General features: G+C 60.4%; 13 protein-coding genes. 12 read left to right on the forward strand and 1 reads right to left on the reverse strand.

Going from position 1 to position 13,133, the window contains the following annotated elements:
* From cpaB to ACM43_RS26055, 12 genes are all read left to right on the forward strand, one after another.
* Complete coding sequence (gene cpaB, locus ACM43_RS26000; RefSeq protein WP_271543913.1) at positions 1-969, forward strand: Flp pilus assembly protein CpaB; 969 nt, start codon at positions 1-3, stop codon at positions 967-969.
* The gene (locus ACM43_RS26005; protein ID WP_271543915.1) at positions 969-2,171 is read left to right on the forward strand and encodes an AAA family ATPase; all 1,203 of its coding nucleotides are present in this window, start codon (positions 969-971) and stop codon (positions 2,169-2,171) included. Before cpaB ends, ACM43_RS26005 begins: the two co-directional genes overlap by 1 nt.
* Positions 2,168-3,550: a CpaF family protein gene (locus tag ACM43_RS26010; RefSeq protein WP_271543917.1), complete on the forward strand. Its 1,383-nt coding sequence runs from the start codon at positions 2,168-2,170 to the stop codon at positions 3,548-3,550. Before ACM43_RS26005 ends, ACM43_RS26010 begins: the two co-directional genes overlap by 4 nt.
* Positions 3,547-4,479 carry a type II secretion system F family protein gene (locus tag ACM43_RS26015; RefSeq protein ID WP_271543919.1) on the forward strand — a complete coding sequence of 311 codons (933 nt, stop codon included), beginning with the start codon at positions 3,547-3,549 and terminating at the stop codon, positions 4,477-4,479. Before ACM43_RS26010 ends, ACM43_RS26015 begins: the two co-directional genes overlap by 4 nt.
* On the forward strand, positions 4,476-5,384 hold the full coding sequence (locus tag ACM43_RS26020) for a type II secretion system F family protein (protein WP_271543921.1): 909 nt from the start codon (positions 4,476-4,478) through the stop codon (positions 5,382-5,384). Before ACM43_RS26015 ends, ACM43_RS26020 begins: the two co-directional genes overlap by 4 nt.
* A gap of 47 nt (positions 5,385-5,431) precedes the next feature.
* Complete coding sequence (locus tag ACM43_RS26025; protein WP_225125395.1) at positions 5,432-6,034, forward strand: methyltransferase family protein; 603 nt, start codon at positions 5,432-5,434, stop codon at positions 6,032-6,034.
* A gap of 30 nt (positions 6,035-6,064) precedes the next feature.
* On the forward strand, positions 6,065-6,559 hold the full coding sequence (locus ACM43_RS26030) for a hypothetical protein (protein WP_271543925.1): 495 nt from the start codon (positions 6,065-6,067) through the stop codon (positions 6,557-6,559).
* Positions 6,560-6,567: 8 nt separating this feature from the next.
* Positions 6,568-7,941, forward strand: a complete 1,374-nt coding sequence (locus tag ACM43_RS26035) for a pilus assembly protein TadG-related protein (protein ID WP_271543927.1) — start codon at positions 6,568-6,570, stop codon at positions 7,939-7,941.
* Complete coding sequence (locus ACM43_RS26040; RefSeq protein WP_225143018.1) at positions 7,941-8,357, forward strand: TadE family protein; 417 nt, start codon at positions 7,941-7,943, stop codon at positions 8,355-8,357. The genes ACM43_RS26035 and ACM43_RS26040 overlap by 1 nt, the downstream gene beginning before the upstream one ends.
* A gap of 452 nt (positions 8,358-8,809) precedes the next feature.
* Positions 8,810-10,465: a type II and III secretion system protein family protein gene (locus ACM43_RS26045; protein WP_271543932.1), complete on the forward strand. Its 1,656-nt coding sequence runs from the start codon at positions 8,810-8,812 to the stop codon at positions 10,463-10,465.
* Between the two features lie 14 nt (positions 10,466-10,479).
* Entirely contained in the window at positions 10,480-10,884 is a 405-nt protein-coding gene (locus ACM43_RS26050) for a hypothetical protein (protein WP_271543934.1), read from the forward strand.
* A gap of 82 nt (positions 10,885-10,966) precedes the next feature.
* Positions 10,967-11,503, forward strand: coding sequence for a tetratricopeptide repeat protein (locus tag ACM43_RS26055; RefSeq protein WP_085969012.1), 537 nt, complete (start codon positions 10,967-10,969; stop codon positions 11,501-11,503).
* Positions 11,504-11,540: 37 nt separating this feature from the next.
* Here ACM43_RS26055 and ACM43_RS26060 read toward each other — a convergent pair whose 3' ends face one another.
* Entirely contained in the window at positions 11,541-12,311 is a 771-nt protein-coding gene (locus ACM43_RS26060) for a hypothetical protein (protein WP_271543937.1), read from the reverse strand.
* Positions 12,312-13,133 lie beyond the last annotated feature (822 nt).

Raw genomic sequence — 13,133 nt, forward strand, 5'->3', positions numbered from 1 at the left:
ATGTCATCCACGTTGCGCCTCTCGATCATCCTGGTGCTCTTGCTCGCAACCACCGCATTCGGGCTGATCGCCTACAACATGAACCTGCCGAAACAGGTTCCTGTAACCGTTACGGCGCAAGGGCCGGCGCCTGCTTCGACTGTCGGGTATTTTGTCGCGGCACGTCCCCTGTCGAAAGGTACATTGACCCGCGAAGACGATTTCGCCGTGCGCTCGGTGTCGCCTGAACGCCTCCCTGCAGGAGCGATCCTGGAAACACCGGACTCGAAGGCCGGACTTCCCGGCTCTCTGGTTCGCAAGTTCGTCGACGCTGGCAGTCCCATTACCTTGCAGGACGTATTGCGACCTCGGGATCGAGGCTTCCTGGCCAGCGTCCTGGCACCGGATAGCCGTGCAATCAGCATCAAGGTGGACGAGGAGTCTGGCGTGTCGGGGCTGATCAGGCCGGGTGATCATGTTGATGTCTTGTTGACCCAGGTGTTCGAGAAGGCAGATCCCGCGCGCCGGGCCCTGAGCGAGACCGTTCTAGGAAACGTTCGAGTCATCGCGATTGATCAGGAAATCATGCAGGGTGGCCGAACCGTAAGCTCGGTAGCCGGCTCGGTGGCCGGCAAGCAAGCGCAGACTGTGTCGTTGGAGCTTGCCCCGGACCAGGTCAAGAAGATCACGGTCGCAAGGCAGCTCGGAACGCTTTCCCTGGCGGTGCGGGCCGCAGTCGAACAGTGGGATACGGCGGACACTGGCGCGATGTCCAGCTGCGATGTGTCGCCGGAAATCGCCCGCCAAAATGCGATTGCCGGCCGGACTGCAGCGGTCGTTGTTCATTCCGGTGGTCAGATAAAGCAATACTCGGTCAGGAAACAGGAATCTGCCGACGGCGACGTTCCGATCAACTGCGACGGGTCCGAAGTGTCTCGCCGCGGAGCGACGATGGTGGTTCAGGCAGGCAAGTTGCTGGAGAAACGTTGATGAGCGTTAACATAGCGGCCATCAGTACACCTGAAGAACCAACGTCTGTCGTCGCGCGCAATCGAATCGTCTGCTTCGTCAATGACGAACTGAGTGCCGCGGCTCTGCGCAAGGGCCTTGAAGGCAGCAACATTTCGATCAAGCGGGGCACGATCCGCAATGCCATACGGATGCTCGAAACGGACACCGAACTATTCGCCCTGGTGACGGACATCAGTGGAATCGATGATCCATTTGCCGAACTGGAGCGGCTGGCCGGCGTCTGTCCGCCCGATGTCCGGGTGGCTCTGATCGGTGAAAGCAGGGAGATCACCTTCTATCGCGCGCTTATGGAGCTCGGCCTGACCGAGTACCTGCCGAGACCGATCACGCGGGACATGGTGCTGGACCAGCTGCGCCCAAAGCTGCTTGGCGATCGTGCGCCGGCGCCGACCGACCGAGGCGGGCATGTGATCTCGATCTGCGGCGCGCAGGGCGGTGCCGGCGCAACGAGCATCGCCATCAATCTCGCGCTGCAACTGGCCGAGACCACCAAGGCCAAGGTCGCGCTGCTCGATCTTCATCTTCAAGGCGGCGAAACAGCCGTGATGCTGGGTGTTCAGCCCGGACCAGGCCTGCGCATCGCCCTGGAGAACCCGATGCGGGCGGACACGTTGTTCCTCGAGCGCGCCGCAATTGCAGTCAACGAGCGGGTTAGCCTGATTTCCGCCGATGAGGAGCTGGACGCTCAGCTCGACATCACCGAAGCGGGCGTGAGGCACGTCCTTGGCCTGCTCCGCCAACGATTCAACTACATCGTTGTCGATGTCCCGGTCCCGTTTCCGTCATCCATCCATCCGGTGATCTCTCTTTCCCGGCACGTGCTGGTGCTGCTGGAGGCGGAGGTGACCGGACTTCGCAATGCCCACGCACTACGGACCGCCGTCACCAATATTGCCGGCAGGGATCGGGTCTTCACCTTGCTGAACCGTGCCAATCGCCCGGGCGGCCTTCCCAGGGCCGCAGTGGTCAAGGCGTTGGGGACAGAGCCTGACATGGTCGTACCCGATCTCGGGAAGGGCATGACCCAGGCGGTCAATCTCGGAATACCCGCGCTGAAGCACGTATCTGCACTGCGACGCCATCTCGCGCCGATCGTACGGGAGATCACGGGGCTCGGCGCCGAGCAGAAGGGACGGCTGAGGAGGCTGCTGGGGCTATGAGAAGGTTTGGTAGGCGCGACGAGGAAACGCCGGTTCGCTTGCCTGCATCGACGCCGAGCTTGGCTGCAACGACGCCAAGCGTGCCTGCATCAACCTCAAGGCGCGACGAGGCTTCGATTGACCGGCCGGTGATGCCAGCTTCACTGCGCGAACGCGTCATCGAGCAGATTGAGCCATCGGTGGCCGCAACTGTTTCGCGTGACGTCCTTCGGCGCCAGATCGAGGAAATCATCCATGGCATCGCCAATGAGGAACGGCTCGAACTGTCGGGTCGCGAGCAGCTTCAACTGGCGGACGAGATTGCCGACGACATGACCGGCTATGGGCCGCTGCGTCCGCTTCTGCTCGATCAATCGATCAACGACATCATGATCAACGGGCCTAGTAACGTTTATGTCGAACGAGCCGGCAAGCTGGAGCGGATCGCGGTGCGCTTCCGCGACAATGATCACATCGCATCGGTGGCCCAGAAAATTGCCGCGCAAGTTGGACGGCGCATCGACGAATCCAGTCCGATGGTGGATTGCCGCTTGTCCGACGGCAGCCGCGTCAACATCATCTTCCCGCCGCTGGCGATCCACAGCCCCTGCATCTCGATTCGAAAGTTTCCGAGCCGCCGTCTGGATATCGCCGCACTGATCGAAAACGGCTCGATGACGGCAGCCGTCGGACAATTGCTGGAGATTGCCGCCCGGTGTCGGCTCAATGTCCTGGTCTCCGGCGGCACCGGGTCCGGCAAGACGACGCTGCTCAACGCCATGAGCCAGTTCATCGATCACAGCGAACGCGTCGTCACCATCGAGGATGCGGCGGAGTTGCAGCTCCAGCAGCCGCACGTGATCAGCCTGGAGACCCGGCCTCCCAGCCTTGAAGGCACGGGGCAGGTGACACAGCGCGATCTGTTGTGGAATGCGCTGCGCATGCGTCCTGACCGGATCGTCGTGGGCGAGGTGCGCGGCGCCGAAGCGTTTGACATGCTGCAGGCGATGAACACCGGCCATGATGGTTCGATCTCCACGGTCCATGCCAATAGTGCTCGCGACGCCCTGACCCGCATCGAGAACATGGTGCAGATGGGGCAGGTGAATCTGCCGTCGCGAGCCATTCGAACTCAGATTGTCGCTGCACTGGATCTCATCGTGCAAGTCGAACGCATGCGCGATGGGCAACGTCGCATTATCCAGATCAGCGAGGTGATGGGGCTGGAATCGGATGTGATCACCACCAACGACATCGCAACTTTCGAATACCAGGAGGAGGACGACAATGGGCGGATCTCGGGCACTTACCGGGCCACCCTTGCAGTCCCGAAATTCAAGAGCCGTCTCGTCTATTTCGGGCTCGATCGCGCCTGGGCCGAGGCAGTGAGGCAGATATGATACCTGAGGCCGTGATCGTCGCTGTTCTGGTGCTCGCGATGTGCGCAGCCGTCGGCTCGTTATGGCTCGACGGCCGGGAGCGACGCATGGACCGCCGGCTGGCGGTCGCTCTACCGGCCTCCCATCCGGCCAGTCTGCCATCCATTCGCCGGGCGGAGACCGGCTCCCGGTATCTGCTTCTCCACCGTTTGGCCAATTACAGGCCCGAGATGGTTCACGCCTGGCATCCGGCGTATGTGCTGCTTGCTGCCGCTATCGCCGTAGCAGCGATCTTCTACGCTAATCGCCTGCTGGGATTTTCCGTTTTCTACGTGTGTGTCGCGGCTGCGATTGCCGCCGTGGTAGTCGTGCGAGGTCTGTTTGGCTGGCAGCAACGTCGGTTCGCCAGTCAACTTTTCCGGCAGCTGCCTGACGCCATTCAGCTGGTGACGAGTACGGTTCGATCGGGTCTGCCTGTGCACGAAGCATTTCGCACCATCGCGCGCGAAATGCCGCAACCGACGTCCGGACAATTTGCAATCGTGTGCAGCGAAATGAATCTGGGAAGACCTCCGGAGGAAGCCGTCGAAGGCGTCTATCGGCGAACGCAAGTGGCAGAGTATGCGATGTTTGCGGTGACACTTGCGGTTCAATTGAAGTCCGGCGGCAGCTTGGCCGAGACCTTGCAGACGCTGGGCGACACGGTGAGTCAGCGTGTTGCGCTCGCTGCTCGCGCCAAGGCGCTGGCGGGAGAAGTGATCTTTTCCTCGCGAGCACTCACGATCTCGCCCCTGATTGCCGGAGCATTGCTATACGCGGCCAATCCGCAGAACGTCGATCTGCTGTTCACTGACCCGACCGGAAACAAGCTTCTGGCTTACGCGGTAGTCTCGGTGCTCATCGGGCATCTGGTGATAAGTTGGATGGTCAGGCGGGAAACAGAACTATGACTTTCGGTCTCGGGCTGGCGGCCCTCGCAGTCGTAGCTGGAACGGCGGCCTTCATGTTGATCATCCGCGAACTACACGTCCGTGCATTGGACACGCGGGTCTCAAGCGCCGTGATGGGTATCCCTTACCGTTCAGCCCCCTTCAAAGACCTGACCGGTTGGTTCTCGTGGCTGGGCATGCGCTATCGGCGCTTCTACGCCGAGGAGAATCTGGAGGAGCTACGAACGGTCCTCCACTCATCTGGTTTCAATCATCATAGAACCTTGCCGATCTGGATCGGCATCAAGATCGTCAGCATGTTCGCGCTGCCGGTCATTGCGCTGCTTCTGGCGCAACTTTCGGGAAGGAGACCTGCCGACGTGCTGGTCTTCACGCTGATGGGTGTGGTGATCGGAATCTTGGGTCCGCGATTGGCTCTGTCGGTGATGAAGCGGCGCTTTGATGCTGCCATTCGGCTGGGTACGCCGGATATGATCGATTTGCTGATCGTGTGCAGCGAGGCGGGAATGGGCCTGGAAAGCGGGCTGGGGCGCGTCGCCGAAGAAATGAAGTCGACCAATCCTGCCATGGCCTGGGTGCTGCACCGACTCCTTGATGATCTCCGGATACTGCCAAGTCGCGTCGAAGCATTCGAGAACTTGGCGGTCACTTCGGATGGTCTTCGCCGGTTTGGCACGATGATCAGCCAGAGCTTGCAGTACGGAACGCCGTTGGGCCAGGCGCTGCGCAGTATCGCGCTCGACCTGCGGCGGGAACGCATCACCAAGCTGGAAGAAAGGGCGCACAAGTTGGGCGCCAAGCTGACCATTCCGATGGTGCTGTTCCTGCTCCCAGCCATGTTCGTCATCATGGGGGGAAGTCCCGTTCTTCACCTCGTGCGTTCGTTCGCCAGCTTCGGAAAGTAGCCATGACCACAATTGCCCTCTCCAAGAGCGGATCTTACGACCGGATCATGCGGCTGCTTGGCAGCTTGTGGTTCTTGTTGCTGGCTCTTTGCGTCGCCGTCAGGATTGGGGCGTCGCTGCACGATCCATGGCCCTCGCTCTTGTCGAGCTTTTGCCTCGGCATCTTCTACATGCTCCTGGCACTGTTGATCATGACGCGCTCACCGGCAAAGGCGCATGCCGATGGCCTGCTTCCAAGAATAGCTGCCTTCGTCGGCAGCTATCTGCCATGGACGATCAGCTTCCTCGGCAAAACCGACGACACGCTGCCCAACCTGGCATCGACCGCCTGCGTGCTGGTCGGCACGATCATGATGCTTGTCACCATCCGACATCTGGGTCGGTCGTTCAGCCTGGTGCCACAGGCGCGCTCGGTGGTCCAGACCGGTCCGTATCGATGGATCAAGCACCCGCTCTATGTCGCAGAAGAAATCGTGGTGCTGGGCGTCGTGCTGCAATACCTGACACCGGTCACGGTGATCGTCCTGGTCCTGCATATCGGCATTCAGGTCTGCCGAATCCTTTACGAGGAAGACCTGCTTCGGCGCAATTGCCCTGAATATTCGAGTTACGAAGCATCACGTTGGCGAGTGATTCCTTACGTTTGGTGAGCGGCTATGCGTGGCCGGATTGTGGTGGACATGGTTCAGATCGCTGCGGCTCGGGTGACGCGATCGCACGTGGCAAGTCCCCGTGGAGGCAGGCGCGCGTATCGTAGAGGGTCCTTCGTCGCCGATCAGCGCGGCGCCGTCGCGTTTGAGACAGTCATCGTTTACATTTTCATGGTGTCGTTCCTGCTGATGCCGCTCGCCGACGTCGCTGCCGCGGGCTTCCGGTTTATCTCTGCGTGGTCGGCCTTGCGCTCATTCGGACAATACATTCAATACAAGAGTCCGCCCGACCCGGCGAACCCGGGGACCTGGGTGTCGACGCTGCAGACAACGGTCGCCGGGCATACCATCGGCAACATCCAGGTCATGTGCGGAAGCACAGCTTGCAACTCCGGCAACCTTGGTTTGACTCCCAAGTACTTTACGTTTTCGACGACCGTCACTTTGGCCCCGATTGTGTTGACGTCGGTGCTGTGCCCCAGCAGTTGCACGTACACGCTGCCTTACTCCGAACGTTTCCAGTAGGTGTTCTCATGCGCAGTCTGCTCCGTTCCAGACGAGGCTCGGCCGCATTCGCGACAGTGATCGCGCTGATTCCGCTCATCGGCGTGGTCGCACTCGGGGCCGAGGCGGGATCGTGGTACGTCACCAGGCAGCACGCGCAGAATGCCGCCGATGCAGCGGCCTACTCGGGCGCCCTGCGACTTGCATGCGACAATGCTGGTGTGCTCTGCGATACATCAGTGGATTATCAAGCAAAGGAATTCGCGGCGCAGAACGGGTTCTGCAACTCCGGTGACACGGCCTATCCGGGCACCAACTGTGCGACAAGCCTTCCAGCAGGAATCTCGCGCGCCGTGCAGATCGATATCGGCAGCTACAGTGCGGGTGCGTTCACAACGCCGCCCGCAGGAGGCGGCGGTAACGCCGTTCGCGCCCTCGTCAGTCAGCAACAGCCGGCCTACTTATCGGCAGTGCTGGGTTTGACGACCGTCAACATCCCCGCCCAAGCCATCGCTCTGGTCGAACTGCCGAGCAAGGTGTGCGCCTTGGCGCTCGGACCTGATCCGAACGGCGGCGGAGGGGCGCTTAAAATTGCCGGTAACGTCAGCAACAACGGCACGGGCTGCCCGATAATGTCGGATGCCAGTGTACAGTTTGCCAGCACTGCCTCTTTCACCGGTTCGGGGTGGGCCGTCTTGGGCGTAACGGGCTGTAGTCCAGCCAGCACCTGCGCCGATCCCGGCGTCACGCACAACTATTTCATGCCGTACGCCAACAATCCGCTCAGCAAATTGGATAGCCAATCGTTCAATAGCTTGACATCGAGCGGAAGGCCAAACGATTTGGCATGCAGTGGTACGTTGACGCCCAACACTCCGCCGAGCAGCACTAACCTGTACCGCAACCTAACGTGCACGACCGGGGACACGGTGGATTTTAGTCCGGGCACGTACTTTTTCTACAATGGGACAATAAAGTTCAATGGCGGAACCATCACCTGCAATGCCTGTAGACCCTGGCCACCGGCAGGCACGGGCGAAGGCGTCACTCTGGTATTACTCGGGGATTCGAGCATTTCCATCTCTGGCGGCGCCAGCGTTGAGCTGTCCGCTCCCTACACCAACACCTTCTCTTCCGATCTGAACGGCGTTCTGATTGATGATCAGGCGCCGAGCAAGAGCAGTAATAAAGTCAACATCACCGGCGGTACGGTAAGGCTGGGTGGTGCGATGTATTTCCCGCATGTCGACGTGACCTGGAACGGAGCGACACAAAGTACCAATACGACCTGTTCACAAGTGATCGCCCAGACACTCACCATGGGCGGTGGCGGCTTCCTGAGCACGGATGGATGTAATCCGGTCACCGTCCCTTACACCCAAGTTGTCCGCTTGGTGCAGTGATGAGAAAGCTCGATCAGCGGGGCATCGCATCGTTCGAGTTCATCCTCGCCTTTGTGTCCCTTTTTATGTTGATCTTCGCCATCTTCGATCTCGGACGCTATGCGATCACGATGCAGTCCTTGCGGACGCTCGCGAGCGCCGGGGCCCGAGCGGTCATGATCAGCTGCTACACGCCCGCCTTGCTTCAAAGCCCGCCTCAGTCGCCGTCAATCTGCGGGGGCGATCCGATGTCCACGACCGCTAAACAGACTGCCGCGCCGTTCCTGTATCGCGGCGGTCTCACGCCGACGCTGAGCGTGGCATCCAGCGGCAGCAACTTGACCGTGACCGCTTCTCAAGCCGGCTTCACCATGCTGATGCCGATATGGGGCACAGCACTCAATGCGCCGAGCGCGTCAACGCAGATTCCCTTTTAGGCAAAATATGGCAACGTGCCTTACCCATCTTGGCCGACATCGCCTCGGGTCGGTGCTCGAGCTGGACAAACCCCTCGGAATCGAACTGCGCCAAAGCAATCTGAGCCTGGCCAAGTGCCGTTTGGAGACGACGAGCCGACGCCGTTCGATCGTGAGCCACGACGGAATCTCGCGCAAACGTGGTCGTGCTGCAGCAGTTCTGAACGGAGCTGCAGAGAGAAATGATGCGCGCCCGCAACATTGGAAAGTTTTCTTTGCCACTTGAGGCTGTGCGGGAAGCGTCTCTTCTTGCAAGCAGGCAGCATCAAGGACGATGATCTTGGAAACGCGAAGTAACGAATTGTAGTCGGACATCTTGTAAGCTCTGCGGCGTGGTGCGCAGAGGGGAACTATTGGGGATGTCGAGCACGTAGATTTGCGGGGGAGCCGCGGATCGCAGTTGGGGGACTCGAATGGGTGGCGATCGCATTTCAGGTAAGATAAGGGAGCTTCTCGCCTTCAGCGTGATGGGTCTTGGCGCGGCGCTCGCCTCCTTTGCGTCCGCTGACCGCGCGATGGCGGCAGACCGGCGGGGCTTCTCCGGCGGCGGCGTCTTCGTCAGCGAAATGAACGACGTCCAGCGGGTCAAGGTGGTGGTCAACAAGTCACGCACCTTCAAGGTCGATACGGCTTTCGCAACTATCGTGGCCGGCTCGCCCGACATTGTGGACGTGAAGTCGCTCAGCGATCACCTGATCTACGTCCAGGGCAAGCAGACCGGCACCACCAACGTCATCCTGCTCGACTCCTCGATGAAGCAGATCGGCATCCTCGACGTCGAGGTCGTGATCGATACCGGCAATCTCCAGCAGAACATCCGCAGCAGCACTGGCGGGCACGGGATCCGCGTCTCGGCTTCCGAGGGCCAGGTGGTACTCAGCGGAACGGCCGCCGATGCGGTTACGGCCGAGCGGGCCATGGCGATCGCCACCAGCACGGTCGCGAAGGGGGGCACCGTCGTCAACGCGATGAGTGTCGCGGCGCCGCAGCAGGTGATGCTGGAGGTGCGGTTTCTCGAGGTCACCCGGGATGCCGGCCGCGACCTCGGTGTGAACCTGTACGCAGCGAATGCCAACGGGACCAACGTCGCGAATACGGGACGTGGCAATTTGAGCACTACGGCGGGCCGGCGACCGATTGGTGGTATCAACACCGCTAATAGCCCCCTGGGCGTTGGCGGCGGCCAAGTCGGTGCTTCCCCCACCGGTAGCCTGCCGTTACTCGGAACAGCTGGTACGCTTCTTGGCACAGCGGGCGGCATAGCTCCGATCCCGTTCGGAAGCTTGTTGACCAGCATCGTCCGAACCAGCAATGGCGGTTCGGTGGACTTGTTGATCTCTGCGCTGGAAACCAAAGGATTGGCTCGCAGGTTGGCCGAGCCGAACTTGACCACGCTTTCCGGAGATGCAGCGCGCTTCCTGGCCGGTGGTGAGTTTCCAGTGCCGATTCCGAACACGACCGCAGCCGGCTTTCCGACCATCACCATCGACTACAAGAAGTTCGGTGTCGAGCTGGCCTTTGTCCCCACCGTGCTCTCGCGGGGGGTCATCAACCTTCGGGTGGAGCCGTCGGTCAGCGAGCTTGATTTCGCCAATGCAGTGACGATTCAGGGGACGACAGTTCCGGCGTTGACCCGCCGCGATGCACGGACCACGGTGGAGCTGCGGGACGGCCAGAGCTTTGCGATCGCCGGCTTGCTGCAAACCCGCAACCGTCAGGACGTTTCGCAATTGCCCTGGATCGGCTCCGTGCCTGTGCTCGGAGCCTTGTTCAGCAGCAAGTCGTACCAGCAGGAGGAAACCGATCTCGTCATCATCGTGACGCCGCGCCTGGTCGCACCGGCCGCACCGGGTCAGCAACTGGCGTCGCCGCTCGACTCTCGCCTTCCGGCCAACGACGTCGATTTCTTCCTCAATGGCCAGATGGAAGTCCGCAAGCGTTACAATGACTACGTTAACTCCGGCGGCGACGTTAAAGGACCTTATGGTCACATCATCGCTCCCGAGATCACTGCGACCATTCCGGCACCGGCTGTTGCGAACCAGCCCGTCGTAAAAACGCTCAACTGAGAAGGAAGCGGGAGATGACCATCAGGTATCTGGCTCTGTTCGCACCGCTGCTGCTCGGGGGATGTTACGGGGTGGCCGGTCATGACGAGGTGGACCGCTATTTCCAGCGTTCAGACACCATCACGATGAGTGCCGGCAATGCCAAGGAGGTCAACGCGGTCACCCACACAATCCATCCATGGCCGCGAAACGTCGGTGATCGCAGGATCGTGCACGACGCCCGGCGCGTGGGCGCCGCCGTGACTCGCTATGGCAACACGAAACAGCCAGTGGATCAGCTTCCCGACATTGGCGATGCGACGAAACAAATGGGCGTGCGGACTGCCCCAACCCAGAACGTCAACATAGAAGGATTGGGGGCTGGATCGACTACAGGAGTATCAGTGCCGGTCGGCGGAGTAGGCGTAGGCGGCAGGTAACGATTTTTAGTGCGTGGTTTTGGCGATGTTGTTTGCGAACGGCGCAGTGAAGTTGCTGCGACGTGCGGGGGACCAAGGGGTTATGCGACGTATCATCTTCATGCTGACCTGTTGCTGGTTGGGGATCGGCCTTGCGGGGTGTGATCATACGCTTAGGCAGGCTGCCGTCGTCGCTCCCGTCGAGCCGCCTGGCGGCGACCCGGTGCAGGAGCCGACCGACGTCAAATATTATCCCTCGGACGAGCCGGTACGGCTGGGCTTGGAGCATTTCAACCGCGGCAGCTACGGGTTAGCTAATCGCTATTTCAGGGATGCGGTCGAGAAATCGCCGAAGGACGTGACGGCCTGGGTTGGACTCGCGGCGAGCTATGATCGGATACGTCGGTTTGATCTGGCTGACCAGGCCTATGCCCAAGCGATCCGGCTGGGCGGCGAAACCGTGCAGGTCCTGAATGACCAGGGATATTCGTACATGCTGCGCGGCAATCTGAGTGCGGCGCGCCGAAAGTTTGAGAAGGCCTATTCGCTCGACCCAGGCAACCCGGTTATCGCCAATAACCTCGAGCTTCTCAATGGCAGCCGGCGGTTCATTGAAAGACCACCAAACAACCAGCCTTAAGAGGGCGATCGACTACTGCAATCGCGGCCAGTTCCCGTCAATTGGGCCCAATCACAGCATCAGCGTGACGGCTGCCGCTGCGGACGATGACAACAACGCCATTGCGAACGGTAAATCTCGCGCCGAGCAGCTTCCGCACCTTGTCCGTGATCGGAGAGGAAAAGGGAACGGTTTCTCCCACGACGGGATCGCCGACCTTTGTCGTCTCAGTCGCGGGGCCAGCAACTGGTGCAGGCTTGATATAGTCTCGGACAAGCTGAATCTCTTCACGTGACAGGATGAGCGGAGCCTGGTCGGCTTGGATCTCCGACGGCGGTTTGGGTATTCCACTGCTTGCCTTTTCGCGCATCTCATTCGTGCTTGCGATCTGATCGAGCCTGGCTACGCGCAGCTTGAGTGCGATGATATCACGTTGCAGTGTCGCGATCTCCAATTTGCGCGCGTTGACCTGCATGAAGACAATGATGGCGCAAACGCAACTCACGACGAAGCCGACGCTCAGCAGTGCGATCAACCAGCGCTCGAAGTTTCCCGTCGATCCCCCGGTCGTTCGGGGGAGTTGATCGCGCTGGAGATGGCGTCGCCAGATGCGACGTGCTCGGTCGATCCAATTGGTAGAGCCCGTTACGCCGGTCCCCGCCCGGCCCGACCCAAAATGCGCGGGCGACGAGGCGGCCTTCTCTCGGGCCGGTTCAACGGACGACGACGTGTCGACTTGCTCAAGCCCAGGATTGTCGGGGACGCGATCCGCCGTCGTCAGATGCGCGGCAGGGTGGAACGGATCCATCTGCTTATCGAGCCGGCCCATCTCCGCTCTCCATGCAGCCAATCTATCAACTCCGCCAGTTCCGCCGACGCGGCGGAATGAGGGTACCCGAGGATCCGATCAATCGGAACGGAAAAGGGTCCAATCCGTCGCGTGAGCCGCTCTAACGGTAGCTTGCAAGAGATACGGCGCCAACCAGATGCCAGGGTTTACCCCGCGGATGCTCCGACCGCGCGGATGGTAGCCGGTGAAATGCAGCACTTTGATCGTGCGACGAACGCCCACTTTCAGTCGGATAAGCCCGGTCGTGCGACCAGCAAGTCATTGATTGTTCTCAACCCAAGGCTGACTCTTAATCAGCGGGTCCCAGGTTCGAGCCCTGGTGCGCCCACCAAACAAATCAATGACTTGGCGAGAAAAACCGTTTGAGCAGCTGATTTTTCAAACGGGCTTTTGAGCAGCGATCAACCGGAACTTGGCGATGCGATGGGCTCACCCGAGTCATCACTAAGAGTTCGGGTTCTTGAGTTGCTGCCATTGCCCGGCGCGATTTCTGCTGCCAACCGGCATCAGTGGGCAGCAGCTCGGTCGCTCCGATGATGGATTGGAGCGAGAGTTTAAGTTTTTCAATTGGTTAGAGGGCCGCGTGGGCCCGATGTGTGCACCGCGAGATCAAGAAAAATCTCACCACAGCCAACGTGAGCAGGCTTGTGGCGCATTTGCAAAATCTGGATTTCCGAGGGCAGCAGGCCGGCGGGTGCTTACTTGCAATCTCAGCTGTTCGACGCGTAATGATCGAAGATCGTGGGTTTGACTCCCACTCTCTCCGCCATTTGCGCGGTTTTGTACGCCAACCGACGATTT

It is taken from the genome of Bradyrhizobium sp. CCBAU 45321 (genome assembly GCF_028128975.1).
In the GTDB taxonomy this organism is placed as follows: Bacteria; Pseudomonadota; Alphaproteobacteria; order Rhizobiales; family Xanthobacteraceae; genus Bradyrhizobium; species Bradyrhizobium yuanmingense.